The organism is Mesorhizobium sp. P2_A12, assembly GCF_056405075.1.
This window is the reverse complement of the sequence record NZ_JBFUCU010000001.1, coordinates 919889-934156: the sequence shown is the minus strand read 5'-3', so window position 1 is coordinate 934156 and position 14268 is coordinate 919889. Positions and strand designations below refer to the sequence as shown.

Annotated in this window: 15 protein-coding genes and 1 other RNA gene; 3 read left to right on the top strand and 13 right to left on the bottom strand. The window is 63.4% G+C overall.

Annotated features, from left to right (window positions below):
- Positions 1-28: 28 nt before the first annotated feature.
- The 12 genes from AC1DZU_RS04430 to ffs all read right to left on the bottom strand — a co-directional run bounded on the left by AC1DZU_RS04430 (position 29) and on the right by ffs (position 11494).
- Positions 29-775 carry an ABC transporter ATP-binding protein gene (locus AC1DZU_RS04430; protein ID WP_477282055.1) on the bottom strand — a complete coding sequence of 249 codons (747 nt, stop codon included), beginning with the start codon at positions 773-775 and terminating at the stop codon, positions 29-31.
- Positions 772-1605, bottom strand: coding sequence for an ABC transporter ATP-binding protein (locus AC1DZU_RS04425; protein WP_477282053.1), 834 nt, complete (start codon positions 1603-1605; stop codon positions 772-774). Before AC1DZU_RS04425 ends, AC1DZU_RS04430 begins: the two co-directional genes overlap by 4 nt.
- Entirely contained in the window at positions 1602-2522 is a 921-nt protein-coding gene (gene nikC, locus AC1DZU_RS04420) for a nickel transporter permease (RefSeq protein ID WP_477282051.1), read from the bottom strand. The genes AC1DZU_RS04425 and nikC overlap by 4 nt, the downstream gene beginning before the upstream one ends.
- Positions 2519-3580 carry an ABC transporter permease gene (locus tag AC1DZU_RS04415; protein ID WP_477282049.1) on the bottom strand — a complete coding sequence of 354 codons (1062 nt, stop codon included), beginning with the start codon at positions 3578-3580 and terminating at the stop codon, positions 2519-2521. Before AC1DZU_RS04415 ends, nikC begins: the two co-directional genes overlap by 4 nt.
- A gap of 18 nt (positions 3581-3598) precedes the next feature.
- The gene (locus AC1DZU_RS04410; protein ID WP_477282047.1) at positions 3599-5242 is read right to left on the bottom strand and encodes an ABC transporter substrate-binding protein; all 1644 of its coding nucleotides are present in this window, start codon (positions 5240-5242) and stop codon (positions 3599-3601) included.
- A 253-nt stretch (positions 5243-5495) separates the two neighbouring features.
- Complete coding sequence (locus AC1DZU_RS04405; RefSeq protein ID WP_477282045.1) at positions 5496-6773, bottom strand: lytic murein transglycosylase; 1278 nt, start codon at positions 6771-6773, stop codon at positions 5496-5498.
- Between the two features lie 179 nt (positions 6774-6952).
- Positions 6953-7558, bottom strand: a complete 606-nt coding sequence (gene recR / locus AC1DZU_RS04400) for a recombination mediator RecR (protein ID WP_477282043.1) — start codon at positions 7556-7558, stop codon at positions 6953-6955.
- Positions 7559-7648: 90 nt separating this feature from the next.
- On the bottom strand, positions 7649-8575 hold the full coding sequence (locus tag AC1DZU_RS04395; RefSeq protein WP_477282041.1) for a cell wall hydrolase: 927 nt from the start codon (positions 8573-8575) through the stop codon (positions 7649-7651).
- A 131-nt stretch (positions 8576-8706) separates the two neighbouring features.
- Positions 8707-9114 (bottom strand): hypothetical protein, encoded by a 408-nt coding sequence (locus AC1DZU_RS04390; protein ID WP_477282039.1) that lies wholly within the window; start codon positions 9112-9114, stop codon positions 8707-8709.
- Positions 9115-9134: 20 nt separating this feature from the next.
- Complete coding sequence (locus tag AC1DZU_RS04385) at positions 9135-9458, bottom strand: YbaB/EbfC family nucleoid-associated protein (protein ID WP_477282037.1); 324 nt, start codon at positions 9456-9458, stop codon at positions 9135-9137.
- Positions 9459-9489: 31 nt separating this feature from the next.
- Complete coding sequence (locus tag AC1DZU_RS04380) at positions 9490-11292, bottom strand: DNA polymerase III subunit gamma/tau (RefSeq protein WP_477282035.1); 1803 nt, start codon at positions 11290-11292, stop codon at positions 9490-9492.
- Between the two features lie 105 nt (positions 11293-11397).
- Positions 11398-11494: signal recognition particle sRNA small type (gene ffs, locus AC1DZU_RS04375), an RNA gene on the bottom strand.
- 154 nt (positions 11495-11648) lie between these two features.
- Between ffs and AC1DZU_RS04370 the strand changes: the two genes are divergently transcribed.
- The 3 genes from AC1DZU_RS04370 to AC1DZU_RS04360 are packed head-to-tail and all read left to right on the top strand — an operon-like array spanning position 11649 to position 13393.
- Complete coding sequence (locus tag AC1DZU_RS04370) at positions 11649-12068, top strand: HIT family protein (RefSeq protein ID WP_184877469.1); 420 nt, start codon at positions 11649-11651, stop codon at positions 12066-12068.
- 37 nt (positions 12069-12105) lie between these two features.
- Positions 12106-13050: an NAD(+) diphosphatase gene (gene nudC / locus AC1DZU_RS04365; protein ID WP_477282032.1), complete on the top strand. Its 945-nt coding sequence runs from the start codon at positions 12106-12108 to the stop codon at positions 13048-13050.
- Positions 13051-13087: 37 nt separating this feature from the next.
- Entirely contained in the window at positions 13088-13393 is a 306-nt protein-coding gene (locus AC1DZU_RS04360; RefSeq protein WP_477282030.1) for a Dabb family protein, read from the top strand.
- On the opposite strand, the gene AC1DZU_RS04355 is transcribed toward AC1DZU_RS04360, so the two are convergent.
- Positions 13390-14253 carry a prephenate dehydratase gene (locus AC1DZU_RS04355; protein WP_477282028.1) on the bottom strand — a complete coding sequence of 288 codons (864 nt, stop codon included), beginning with the start codon at positions 14251-14253 and terminating at the stop codon, positions 13390-13392. The two genes, AC1DZU_RS04360 and AC1DZU_RS04355, sit on opposite strands and share 4 nt — an antisense overlap.
- Positions 14254-14268 lie beyond the last annotated feature (15 nt).

Genomic DNA, 14268 nt, shown 5'->3' with positions numbered 1-14268 from the left:
CAAATTTCGGTCGCGCCCGCTATAGAAACTACGCCCTCACAAACCCTTCGCTCGCCCTAAGCAGATTGCGGGTATAATCCTTCGTCACACGCCGCTCGACAAGGTCGTCCGCGCTCAGATTCTCCACCGCCTCGCCGCTCTGCATCACCATCAGCCGCTCGCACATATGGGTGATGATGGCGAGGTCGTGGCTGACCATCAGGAAGGTCAGCTTGCGCCGCCGGCGGACCTCTTCCAAAAGGTTGAGCACTTCCGCCTGCACCGAGGCATCGAGTGCCGAGGTCGGCTCGTCGAGCAGCAGGATCGACGGTTCTAGGATGAGCGCACGCGCGATCGCCACGCGCTGACGCTGGCCGCCCGACAATTGATGCGAATAGCGGAAGCGAAAACCGTTGCCGAGGCCAACCTCGTCGAGCGCCCGCTGAATGCGCTTTTCGCCGTCGGCAAAGCCATGGATGGCAAGCGGCTCCTGCAGCAGGCGGTCGACGGTCTGGCGCGGGTGCAATGAGCCGTATGGATCCTGGAAGACCATCTGCACTTCGCGGTAAAAGGCCTTGTCGCGGCGTGCGCCAAGCTTCTTGCCATTGACGGTGATGCTGCCAGAAGCGACCGGCGCGAGGCCGGCGATGGCTCGCAGCAACGTCGATTTGCCAGACCCGGATTCGCCGACCAGGCCGAAGGATTCGCCCGGCTGCACATCGAGGCTGACGCCTTTCAGCGCGTGAAAGCGGTCGAAGATCACTCCCAGCCGGTCGACGGCAATCGCTGCTGTCATGCCGCCCACTCCGGCTTGCGGTCGAGCACCGGCAGCGGGTGACGGTCAGCGCCGATCTTGGGCATGCAGTTGAGCAGGCCGCGCGTATAGGGATGCTGGGCGCGGCCGAGTTCGGACGCCTTGAGCTGTTCGACCACCTTGCCGGCATACATGACGATGACGCGGTCGCAGAAGGACGAAACCAGGCGCAAATCGTGCGAGATAAAAATCAGCCCCATGCCGCGCTCGCTGACCAGCCGGTCGAGGATGCCGAGCACATCGAGCTGCACGGTGACGTCGAGCGCCGAGGTTGGCTCATCGGCGATCATCATTTCCGGTCCGGCGATCAGCATCATGGCGATCATGGCGCGCTGGCCCATGCCGCCGGACACTTCATGCGGATGCAGGTCGAAGACGCGGGCCGGGTCGCGGATCTGCACCGCTTCCAGCATCGCCAGGGCGCGGTCGCGCGCTTCGGCCTTGCCGACCTTTTCATGGGTGCGCAGCGTCTCGACGATCTGGCGGCCGATGCTCATCACGGGATCGAGCGAATATTTCGGATCCTGCAGGATCATGGCGATGCGTTTTCCGCGCAACGCACGGCGTTCGCGTGGCGACGCTGCCAGCAGGTCGATGCCGTCAAAGACAAGCTTGTTCGCCGATATCCGGGCCTGCGGGGGCGTCAGCCCCATGATGGCGCGGCCGGTCTGCGATTTACCGGAGCCGGACTCGCCGACAATGCCGAGCCGTTCGCGGCCGAGTGAGAAGGTGACGCCACGCACCGCCTCGACCAGCCCGGTGCGGGTCGGGAAAGTGACGCGCAGGTCTTCGACGTCGAGAAGCGTGCTCATTGGTCACCACTGCGGGGATCGAGCGCGTCGCGCAGGCCGTCGCCAAGCAGGTTGAAGCCAAGGCTGACGATCAGGATGGCAAAGCCCGGTGCACCGGCCACCCACCACTGGTCGAGCACGAAGCGGCGGCCCGACGCGATCATGGTGCCCCATTCGGGCAGCGGCGGCTGCGCGCCGAGGCCAAGGAAGCCGAGACCGGCGGCGGTCAGGATGATGCCGGCCATATCGAGCGTCACCCGGACGATCAGCGAGGAGATGCAGAGCGGCATGATGTGGCGCAGCACGATGCGGAAGGGCGAGGCGCCCATCAATTGCACCGCCTTGATGTAATCGGAATTGCGCACGGTGAGCGTTTCCGCGCGGGCAATTCGAGCGTATGGCGGCCACGAGGTGATGGCGATGGCGAGGACCGCATTCTCGATGCCGGGGCCCAAGGCGGCAACAAAGGCCAGCGCCAGGATCAGTTTGGGGAAAGCGAGGAAGATGTCCGTGATGCGCATCAGGATGGCATCGGTCCAGCCGCCGGCATAGCCGGCGACGGTGCCGACCAAGAGGCCGATCGGTGCGGCGATGATGGCAACCAGGATGACCACGTAGAGCGTCCAGCGCGAGCCGTAGAGAATGCGCGATAGGATGTCGCGGCCGAGATCGTCGGTCCCGAACCAGTGCTCGGCGCTCGGCGCCAGCAGGCGCGAGCCCTTGAGGTCGCCGAATGTCGGCGAATAGGGCGCCAGCACGCCGGCAGTGGCGGCAACGACCAGCAAGGCAATGATGATGAGCAGGCCGAGAAACGCCAGCCGGTTGGCGGAAAAGCGCCGCCACGCGACATAGGCGCGGCCGAGCCTTGCCTGCATGCGCGACGCCGGCCGCTCGCTGAGCAGCCAGTCGCGACGGGTCTGGACGGCGTCGGCACTCATGCGGACTTCGTCCTCGGATCAAGCACGCGATAGAGCAGATCGGAGAGCAGGTTGATGGCGATGAAGACCGAGCCGATGACGATGGTGCCGCCGAGCACTGCGTTCATGTCGGCGTTCTGCAGCGAGTTGGTGATGTAGAGGCCGATACCCGGCCACGAGAACACGGTTTCGGTCAGCACCGAGCCCTCGAGCAGCCCGGCGTAGGAGAGCGCAATCACCGTCACCATCGGCACCGCTGCGTTGCGCAGCGCATGGCCCCAGATGATGCGGGTTTCCGACAGGCCCTTGGCGCGGGCCGCGACGATGTATTCCTGGGCGAGCTCGTTGAGCATGAACGAGCGCGTCATGCGGCTGATATAGGCAAGCGAGAAGTAGCCGAGCAGCGAGGCCGGCAGGATGATGTGGCGGAAGGCATCATAGAAGACATCCCACTGCCCCTGCCACAGGGAATCCAGGAGATAGAAACCGGTGATCGGCGTGAAGGTGTATTCGTAAACGACGTCGAGCCGGGCCGGGAAGGCGACCCATTGCAGCTTGGCGTAGAACAGCACCAGCGCCAACAGCCCCAGCCAGAAGATCGGCACGGAATAACCGATGAGGCCAATGATGCGCACGATCTGGTCGATGAGACTGCCACGCCTGACCGCGGCCAGCACGCCAAGCGGCACGCCGAACAATGCACCGATCAGCGTTCCCAGCGTCGCTAGTTCCGTCGTTGCCGGAAGGGCGCGGCGAATGTCGGTCATGACCGGATTGGTGGTCAGCACCGAGGTGCCGAAATCACCGTGCAGCGCGCTTCTCACATAGATGTAGAACTGCTCCACCAACGGCAGGTCGAGGCCCATCTCGCGGCGCGTGCGCTCGACGACATTGGCCGGCGCCCGGTCGCCGAGCACCGCCAGCACCGGGTCGATCGGGATGACACGGCCGATGAAGAAGGTGACCGCGAGCAGACCAAGATAGGTCGTGATCGCGATGACCAGGAAACGGCCGAGCGATGATGCAAGGGCGACGGCGCGGGCGCTGCTGCGCCCGCCCTCGTTTTCAACCGCGCTCATGCGGCGCGCCTGTCGGCGTTATTCCTTGGAAACCGGCCCGACGAAGTTGCTGTCGAAGCTCGGGCCGAGTGCGAAGCCCTTGAGGTTCTTGCGCAGGCCAGCCACTTCCAACTGCTGATGGATAACGACGAAGGGGCTGGTGTCGAGGATCTTCTTCTCGAGATCCTTGTACATATCGGCGCGCTTGCCCGCATCCTTCTCCAGCAGCGCCGCTTCCGTCTCCTTGGTCAGGTCCGGAATGTCCCAGGCATTGCGCCAGGCCAGCGTATGGGACTTGCCTGCATCCGAATTGTCCGGGTTCGAGGCAAAGGTTTGGGCGTTGGAGTTCGGATCGAAATAGTCCTGGCCCCACTGGCCGATATAGATGTCGTGGTTGCGGGCGCGGTACTTGGTCAGCGTCTGCTTGCCGTCGCCCGGAATGATCTCCAGCTTGATGCCGGCCTGGCCGAGCGTCTGCTGGATCGATTCCGCCATGCCGGTCGTCGGCTGGCCGGTGCGCACGTCCATGGTTACGCTGAAGCCGTCGGGCAGACCGGCCTTGGCCAGCAGTTCCTTGGCCTTGGCGACATCGAGCTTGAACGGATTCTCGTCCAGTTCACCCAGGACCCCCTTGGGCAGGAAGGTCTGGTGGATCTCTCCGATGCCCTTGAGGATGGTCGAGCCCAAGGCATCATAGTCGACCAGATACTTGAACGCCTGGCGCACCTCGGGCTTGGCTAGGTTCGGGTTCTTCTGGTTGAGGCTGATGTAGAAGACCGTGCCCTTCGGCGCGCTGGTGGTGGTGAGATCGGCGTTCTTGGCGATGGCGTCGAGATCGTTCGGCTCGAGGTTGCGGGCAACGTCGATGTCGCCTGCTTCGAGCGCCAGGCGCTGGGCCGAGCTTTCCTTCATGTTGCGGTAGATGACGCGGGCCAGCTTGGCCTTTTCGCCGTAATAATTGTCGTTGCGTTCCATGACGACGGCTTCGTTTGCCCGCCATTCGCGCAACTTGAAAGCGCCCGAGCCGGCATAGCCGGTCTTCAGCCAGGCATTGCCGAAGTCATTGTCCCATTTGTAGTCAGCGGTGGGTGCTGCCGTGACGACATGTTCCTTGACCAGCTTGGCATCGACCACGGAAGCGACGGTTGCGGACAGGCAGTTCAGCACGAAGCTCGGCGCGTACGCCTTGTCGACGGTGAACTGGAAGGTGGTGTCGTCGACGGCCTTGGCTTTGTCGGTGACGTTGTCGCCGCTGATGCCGAACTGACCGATGATGAAGGCCGGGCTCTTGTCCAGCTTGACGGCGCGCTCGAACGAATAGGCGACATCGGCCGCGGTGATCGGATTGCCCGAGGCAAATTTCAGACCGGGCTTGAGCTTGAACGTGTAGGTCAGGCCGTCGTCGGAAACGGTCCAGCTTTCGGCGAGGTCGCCCTTGACCTTGGAGGTGTCGCTGAGGTCGAGACGGACGAGCAGATCATAGGTGTTGCCAGTGACCTCGGCGGTCGACAGCTCGAACGCCTCGCCTGGATCCATGGAAATGATGTCGTCGATCGCGAAACCTTCGACCAGCGTGTCGGCGGGGGTGACTGCGCCCGCTGGCGCGCCGGCCAGAAGCAGCGCGGACATTGCGGCACCCGCGAGCAGGATGCGCGAGCGTAGAGCAAACTTTTCCATCATCATTGTGATTGTTCCCTGTTTTGTTGACCTGAGTTCCCGGCTCAGGATTGCAGTATTCTTTTCGGGGCCGACAATGGCCCTCTGCCCACTTACCGTCGTGGTTTTTGTCCAATTGGTCAACACCATATCCGGCGGTATTCTGGCCGGCAACGAGCATTTGCACGACAGCGTATTGGACCAGAATGGGGTGGGGTCAGTCGATGCGCACGCCGGCTAATTGATGCCGCCAATACGGAAAAATCTGCTAATTTCGCAGCTACTTCAGCGTCGCGACCAGATCGGCATCGGGAAAACAGGTGGCGGCCCGGCCGTTCTTGGCCTGCCACTTGCCGATCGAGCGGCGGGTCTTGAAGCCGGGCAGCCCGTCGGCGCTGCCGACATCATAGCCCTTGGCCTCCAGCGTCCGCTGCAAAGCCGCGATATCCGACCTGTAGAGCCCGCCGACCGCGCCCCAACTGCCGGCAAAGTTGCTGTCGCCATGGGCGATGCGATCGGCCCCGTGGCCGATGAACAGCGCGTAGAGGTCGCTGGTGTTGTATTCCTTCAGCACGTAGAAATTGGGGGTGGCGATGAAGGCCGGCCCGCTGCGCCCGGCCGGCATCAGCAGAAAGCCTTCGGCTTTCAGCTCGCTCGCCGGAAACGGCTTTCCGCCAACGCGCTTGATGCCCATGTCAGCCCATTGCGAAATTGTCTTGCCCTGGTCCGGACCTTCCAGTGAACAGGAGACCGTCTCCGGGACGGTCACCTCAAAACCCCAGCTTCGCCCCCTCACCCAGCCATAATGGACGAGGTAGTTGGCAATCGAGGCCAGCACGTCCGGCGTCGAGTTCCAGATGTCGACACGGCCGTCACCGTCGAAATCGACGGCGTGCTTCAGGAACGAAGTCGGCATGAATTGCGGCTGGCCGAGCGCGCCGGCCCATGATGATTTCATCGCGCCGACCGGGGCCAGTCCGCGCTCGACGATTTCCAGCGCGGCCAAAAGCTCCGTGCGAAAGAAATCCTTCTTGGTCGACATGAACGCCTTGGTGCCCAGCACCTCGAAGGCATCGTAGGGCATTTTCGCCGCGCCGAAGCCGGTTTCACGGCCCCAGATCGCCAGCAGCACTTCGCCCGGCACGCCATAGCGCTTTTCGATGGCAGCCAGCGTGCGGGCATTGGTCGCTTCGCGCGCCCGGCCGCCGGCCGTCACCGCACCAATGGTCTTCTCGGCGAAATAGGCGCCGGGCGAGCCGAACTCGGCCTGATGCTGTTTCTGCGGCGTGGCCGCCTTTTCACCCGGCTTGACCAGGTCGGGCAGCTTGAGATTGGGCTTGATGCCATCGAACGCGGCGTCGAAGGTTTTTTTGGAAATGCCTTTCGCCTTCGCTTCCGGCCACAGGTCGTTCTGCAGCCAGGCGCGGAATTGGTCGTCGATTTTTGCAGCGGAGGCGGGGGATGAAGCGCCCAACGCCATAAGGATTGCGAGGAGGATCGTAATGGCCAGTTCGTAGAGGCCGCGTTCTGTCGCGCCCCCCTCTGTCCTGCCGGACATCTCCCCCTCAAGGGGGGAGATCGGACGCCATCTCGGGTTTCGCCTATCGCCCACGTTGAAAAAAGAGTGCCGCCAGCGAAGCTGCCAATCTCCCCCCTTGAGGGGGAGATGTCCGGCAGGACAGAGGGAGGCGCGAAGGAATGCAGTCATCTCGGGAGCATTCCTCTGCGCCAATTGCGTCAAAACGCCGTCCGCGAGCGAAGTGCGGCAGCCAGCGTGCCCTCGTCGAGATAATCGAGCTCGCCGCCGACCGGCACGCCATGCGCAAGGCGTGTCACCTTGATGTCGAAGCCGGACAGTTGGTCGGTGAGGTAATGCGCGGTGGTCTGGCCCTCGACCGTCGCGTTGACGGCGAGGATGATCTCCTTGACCTCGCCGCCGGCAACGCGGTCGATCAGCGAGCGTATGTTGAGCTGGTCGGGGCCGATGCCGTCGAGCGGCGACAGCGTGCCGCCGAGCACGTGGTAGCGCACATTCATCGCTGCCGCCCGCTCCAGCGCCCACAGGTCGGAAACGTCCTCGACGACGATGATGGTGCCGGCGTCACGGCGCGGATCGGTGCAGATCATGCATGGGTCCGACGTATCGACATTGCCGCAGGTCGAGCAGAGGCGCACCTTGTCGGCAGCCTCGGCCATGGCGGCGGCGAGCGGCGACAACAGCTGCTCCTTCTTCTTGATCAGATGCAGTGCCGCACGCCTGGCCGAACGGGGCCCGAGCCCCGGCACCTTGGCCAGGAGCTGGATCAGACGTTCGATCTCCGGACCGGCGATTCGCTTGGACATCGCTCTGATCTAGGATTTTTCAGTGCGTTTTGGAACATCCCGCGTCCGCATGGCCCGCCATATTGTCCCTGGCGGGCCATTGAGTACGGATCAGTTGACCTCGAGCGGACGGCTCTGGCTGGCGATCATCGCGCCGATGGCGTCAGTGTTCTCCGGTGTCGACTGGAATCCCATCGACGCCTCTTGCGGCGCGTTCGCAACCGAGGAAATGACCGGTTTGTTCAAGGTTCCGCCAAAACGGGCGGCATCCGGCTCTTCCATGGGCTCCTGCATAGCCACAACCGTCGGCTCCGCGGAGGCGCGCGCGGGTTTCGCGGTCGGAACCGCCGCGGCGGTCACATAGGTCTGCTGGGCAGGCGCGGATCGGACGGTTGCCGCCTTGGCCGGACGGACCGGCTCGGCGGAAGCAACGAGGATCACCGGTGCTGCCGGCTTCACGGGCGCCGCCGAGGCAATGGCGACCTGCGGCTCGTCCGGCAGCGGCTGCCAATTGCGGCCACGCTTCTCGTAGAAGGCATTGCCGCCGGCAACCATGGTGTAATGCATGTTCTTGTAAGGGAAACGCAGCCCGGCGGTGTGGAAATACATCGTGTTCTTCAGCTTGCCCTTGCGCTCACCCTTGAGCACGGCGTCGGCGGCTTCCTCGACATCGGGCATGGCTCGGGAATTCATCGGCCGGGTCATGACGCCGGGCGCGAACTGCCCGGGCTCGCCGACCACATCGCAGATGGTGCTGCCGTGGTTGCCAGAGCGCAGCCGGTTCATCACCACCGTGCCGACCGCGATCATGCCGTCACGGCTCGACCGGTTGGACTCGAAGAACATCGCCCGTTCCAGGCATTCCTTGTCCTTTGGCGAGTGACTGTAGGAGCGGGAACTCAGGAAACTCGGCGTGATGGCGTCGGTCAGGCTGGCGACGGACATGCCGTGTGAGGTGGTCTGGCTGCAGGCAGCCAAAAACAGGGGTGAAATGACGGCGCCGAGCAACAGCGGCGTCTTCCATCGCATGGCAATCAACAGGTAACCCTCACTTCGATGCCCGCCCCCAGGCTGCGGCAAGAATGAGACACTTTCAGGCAAAATGATGGCTAAAACGTTATTAGCGAGGCACTGTTGCCAAACTGGCACAGTTGCATGGCTTTATTCTGTCAACGCGCCGCAGCCATCGAGACCGGCTGACCAGGTTCGACCTCCTCGACTTTCTCCGAAAACAGGCCGCGCCTGAGGAACAGCGCCACCGCGTCCCTGGCCGTCGGCGCGATCTTTCCCGGCCAGTCGCTTTCGATGAATTCGGCCTTGGTGAAGTCCGGATTTGTCTCGCAGGCCGCCTCCAGGAATTCGGCGATCTCGAGCACGATCACCCGCTCGTCCTTCGACAGAGCCGATGTGCCGGCCTCGATCGACGGGCGATGTACGTAATCCTCGAACAGGTCGAAGTAGCCCTTGATGCCGACAAGATCGACGCCGGCGTCGCAATCGGCCAGGATTTCCAGGATCTCGTAGATCCTGCTTCGGACACGCTGCTCGATCAGTCTTTCGGAGGGCTCTTCGATCATGGGCGTAACGCCGTCGAACGTTAGAAGGGCAGTTTCATTCCTGGCGGGATCGGCAGGCCGGCGGTCAGCGCCTTGGTCTTCTCCTGCATGATCTGCTCGACCTTGGTTTTGGCGTCGTTGTGCGCGGCGAGCACCAGGTCCTCCAGGATCTCGACATCATCCTCCTTGAACAGGGACGGATCGATCTTCAGCGACTTCATCTCAAATTTTCCGGTCAGCGTCACGTTGACCAGGCCGCCGCCGGCCTGGCCAGATGCTTCCAGCGCGGCGATCTCGTCCTGCATGGCCTGGAACTTGGCCTGCATTTCCTTCGCCTTGCCCATCAAGCCGAGAAGATCTTTCATGGTCGCGTCCTTTGCGGATTCGTGGCTGTGGTCAGGTTTCGTCGTCGTCCGCCGGCGGCTCGACCGGCACTTCGGCCTCGGTCGTATCGGCTTCCGGCGAGTCGGGAATGCGCACGTCGATGATCTTGGCACCGGGGAACCGCGCCAGAATGGCGGCGACGGTGGGATCGCTCTTGGCATCGAGGAAGGCGGTCTCGCGCTTGGTCGATTCCATTTCGGCGAGCGTCTGGCCGCCCTCTTCCTTCGACAGCGAGACCAGCCAGCTGCGGCCGGTCCAGGCGCGCAGTTTCGTCGTCAGGTCGTTGAGCAGCATCTTGGGCGCATCAGCGGTCAGACCGACGTCGATGCGGCCGGGCTCGATGCGCACAAGACGGATACAGCTCTTGACCAGCACCTTGAAGGCGATGTCACGCTGCGCGTCGGCAAGGGCAATGATGTCGGCCAGCGATTTCAGCGGAACCTGCGGCGTCTCCAGCACCGGTTGCGGGGGCGCGACAAAAGCGGCAGGCGCGGGCGTGGCCTCGACCAGCCGCATGGTCTGCGCGCCGCCTGGCCCGGATGGCATGCGGGTCTGTGCAACCGCGCTGGCGCCGCCACCATTGCCGGAACCCGTGGGCGCGCCGTTGGGGCGCGACGCGCCATTTGGAACCGGCGCTGTGCCCTCAAGCGATCTCAACGCCTCGTCCAGCGTCGGCAGGTCGGCGGCGTGCGCCAGCCGGATCAGCACCATCTCGGCGGCGCTCACCGGCCGGTTGGAGGATTGCACCTCGGGGATGCCCTTGAGCAGCATCTGCCATGTCCGCGACAGCACCCTGACCGACAGCGTCCTGGCGAAATCCGCGCCGCGTTGCCGCTCGTCCTGCGACAGCGCGGCGTCGTCGACGGCCGACGGCACGAAACGCAGCCGGGTGACGAGGTGGTTGAACTCGGCAAGATCGGTGAGCACGGCAGCCGGATCGGCGCCGGTGTCGTACTGGGCGCGGAATTCCCCGAGAGCGGCGGCCACATCGCCCTTCATCACATGTTCGAACAGGTCGACGATGCGGGCACGGTCGGCCAGCCCCAGCATCGCCCGCACCGCGTCGGCGCTGACGGAGCCCGCGCCATGGGCGATCGCCTGGTCGAGGATGGAGAGCGAATCACGGGCAGAACCTTCCGCGGCGCGTGCGATCATTGCCAGCGCGTCGTCGTCGACCGAAATGCCTTCCTTGGCCGAGATCGAGGAGAGGTGCGCGACCAGCGCGCCGGCGTCGATGCGTCTGAGGTCGAAGCGCTGGCAGCGCGACAGGACGGTGATCGGAACCTTGCGGATTTCGGTGGTGGCAAAGATGAATTTGACGTGCGACGGCGGCTCTTCCAGCGTCTTCAGCAGGCCGTTGAAGGCCTGTGTGGAAAGCATGTGCACTTCGTCGATGATGTAGACCTTGTAGCGGGCCGAGACCGGCGCGTAGCGCACGCGCTCGATGATATCCCTGATGTCGTCGATGCCGGTGTGCGAGGCGGCATCCATCTCGATGACGTCGACATGGCGGCCTTCCATGATCGCCTGGCAGTGCTCACCCAGCACGGCAAGGTCGACCGAAGGTTGGTCTGTTGTCGGGGTTTTATAGTTCAGGGCCCGCGCCAGTATGCGCGCCGTCGTGGTCTTGCCGACACCGCGCACGCCGGTCAGCATCCAGGCTTGGGCAATGCGGCCGGTGGCAAACGCGTTGGTGAGGGTACGCACCATCGGCTCCTGGCCTACCAGCTCGGAGAAGTTCGAAGGACGGTACTTGCGCGCCAGCACCCGATAGGCAGCGGCCTTGTCCGTTCCCGAATTTCCGGCTTCGCTCATTCGCCCGTAAAGCTCCAAAGGGCCGCGCCCGAAGGCGGCCTATTTCTGCGCATAGTCTCGCCCGCGCAGCAATGCGTCGTCAATGTCGCGAGAGGAGCCGATGAGGTGGGAGGCTGGAACAATGACCCGTTCCGGGCTCGTTAGGGCTGCTTCCTTCCGGACCTGACCCGGTTGGCGAGTGGATCGTCCACCACCAACCTCCCGCTGTCCATATCGGCAATTCGGCGATGAAATGCAAGTGCGCAGGCGAATCGGCATCACGAACCGCTGGGGATCAATGATTCACTTGCAGCCCTGTTGCTGCCGCTCTAGCGTTCATGAGTTTGAGGAAACCAAGAAAAGCAAGGGAAACGCCGATGCTGCCGGGCCTTAAGGCCGGATTCACGCTGGATGCCCGACTGGAGGCGGATAGCGAGCAGTTGATGTGGCTTGGGCTGTGCGAATTGCGGGTGATGAACGACCGGCGTTGGCCATGGCTGCTCCTGGTGCCGCAGAGGCCGGGCGCGGAAGAAATCCACGACATGACGCCGCTCGACCAGGCAATGCTGACCTTCGAGACCAATATGGTGGCGCAGGCGCTGAAGAAGGCGACCGGCTGCACCAAGATCAACACCGGGGCGCTCGGCAACATCGTGCGCCAATTGCACATCCATGTCGTCGCGCGTTCAGAGGGCGATCCCGGCTGGCCAGGCCCGGTGTGGGGACACGGCCTGCGCGAGCCCTATCAGCGTTCCGACCTGCGCCGGTTTGCCCAAACGATAAGGGCGGCGCTATAAGCCTTCCCCGTGTCCATCCCAAAGCATCAGAGTGCGCATGAGCTTCCGCCTGTTTGACGCGCCGCTGCGCGAGCCGAGCCAGTTCGTCGGCTTTGCCGGCAACATCATCGACCGGCAATCCGAAAACCGCGCCGATGATTCCGTCGACAAGGCGCTGGCCGATCCGACGACGCGGCTGCTTCTGATGAATGGCGGCCGGCTCTATCTGAAGCTCGGGGGCAACGGCGGCCTCGACCCCTGGTTCGGCGCCGCCGAGAGCGAGCCGTTCAAGGTTTCCTTCGCCCACGGCGTCCTGCTCGGCTTTTCCGACCTGGGACCCGTGCTGGCGATACCAGCCGGCGTCGAGGCCGAAGATTTGCCCGAGACCGTCAAGGCGATCGACTATCGTTCGGTCTACATGCAAGGGCTGATCGATGAGGCGGCCGCCGGCGCGATGGCGCAAGGCGCTGCCCTGCTCGCCTGGCATGCAAGCCATCGCTTCTGCAGCAAATGCGGCACCGAATCACAGATGCGGGCCGGCGGCTACAAACGGCATTGCCCAAATTGCGGCACCGAGCATTTTCCGCGCACCGACCCGGTGGCGATCATGCTGACGGCGACGCGGGACAAATGCCTGCTCGGGCGCGGCCGGCATTTCGGACCGGGCATGTATTCGGCCCTTGCCGGCTTCATCGAGCCGGGCGAGACGATCGAAGCCGCGGTGCGCCGTGAGACGCTGGAGGAGGCCGGCATCAGGCTTGGCCGTGTCGTCTACCACGCCAGCCAGCCCTGGCCGTTTCCCTACTCGCTGATGATCGGCTGCTTCGGCGAGCCGCTCAACGACGACATCCAGGCCGACCTCAACGAGCTTGAAGACTGCCGCTGGTTTGCCCGCGACGAGGTGCGCTTGATGCTGACCAGGGAACATCCCGGCGATCTGGTCACGCCACCGAAAGGCGCCATTGCGCATCACCTCATCCGCGCCTGGGTGGACAGCGAATGATGGCAGCCAATACTGAAAGACATTGCAGGAGCAGAAAATGATCCGTCACACCGTCGTGTTCACGCTGAAGCATCCGCCGCATTCGCTGGAGGAAAAGAGATTCCTGGTTGACGCCAAGAAAGCCCTGTCGGCGATCAGGGGCGTCAGGCATTTCGAGCAATTGCGGCAGGTCAGCCCCAAGAACGAGTACCGCTTCGGCTTCTCGATGGAGTTCGCCGACCAAGCCGCCTACACCAGATACAACGACCATCCCGACCACGTCGCCTTCGTGCGCGACCGCTGGGTACCGGAAGTCGAGACCTTCATGGAGATCGACTACGTGCCGCTGGGTGCGGTGATTTAGTCAGCCACCTTCCACTGCTCGCGCGACTCGCTGGCCGGATAAACGCCCAGGATCCGTACCTCGCGGGAGAAGAAGCGAAGCTCGTCCAGCGCCAGCTTGACCAGCGGATCGTCGGGATGGCCCTCGATGTCGGCGTAAAACAGCGTCGCCGTGAACGCCCCCAACTGGTAGCTCTCCAGCTTGGTCATGTTGATGCCGTTGGTGGCGAAACCGCCCATTGCCTTGTAAAGTGCGGCCGGCACGTTGCGGACGCGGAAGATGAATGTCGTCATCATCTTGGTGTCGGCTGACGGGCGTTCGGCCCATTGCTTGTTCTTGGTCAGAACGACAAAGCGGGTGACGTTGGAATCGGTGTCCTCGACATTCTCCTCGATGATGTCGAGCCCGTAGAGCTTTGCCGCGAGTGCCGGGGCGAGCGATGCCATGGTGCGGTCCTTGACCTCCGAAACCAGCTTCGCCGAACCCGCCGTGTCGCCGGCGACCACCGGCTTCCAGCCATTCTTGCGGATGTATTTGCGGCACTGGCCAAGCGCGTGGATGTGGCTGTGCACGGTCTTGATCTCGTTGCGTTTGACGCCGGGCAGCACCATCAGCTGGAAATGGATTGGCAGGAAATATTCGCCGACGATGTGCAGCCTCGATTCCGGCAACAGATGGTGGATGTCGGCGACGCGCCCGGCGATGGTGTTCTCGATCGGGATCATGGCGAGATCGGCCTTGCCCGTCTCGACCGCGTTGAACGCATCCTCGAAGGTTGGGCACGGCAACGGCTCCATCGAGGGATAGACGTTGCGGCTGGCGGTGTCGGAATTGGCACCCGGCTCGCCCTGGAAGGATATTCTGTTGGTCTTTTCAGGCATGCCCAAGTCTCGATT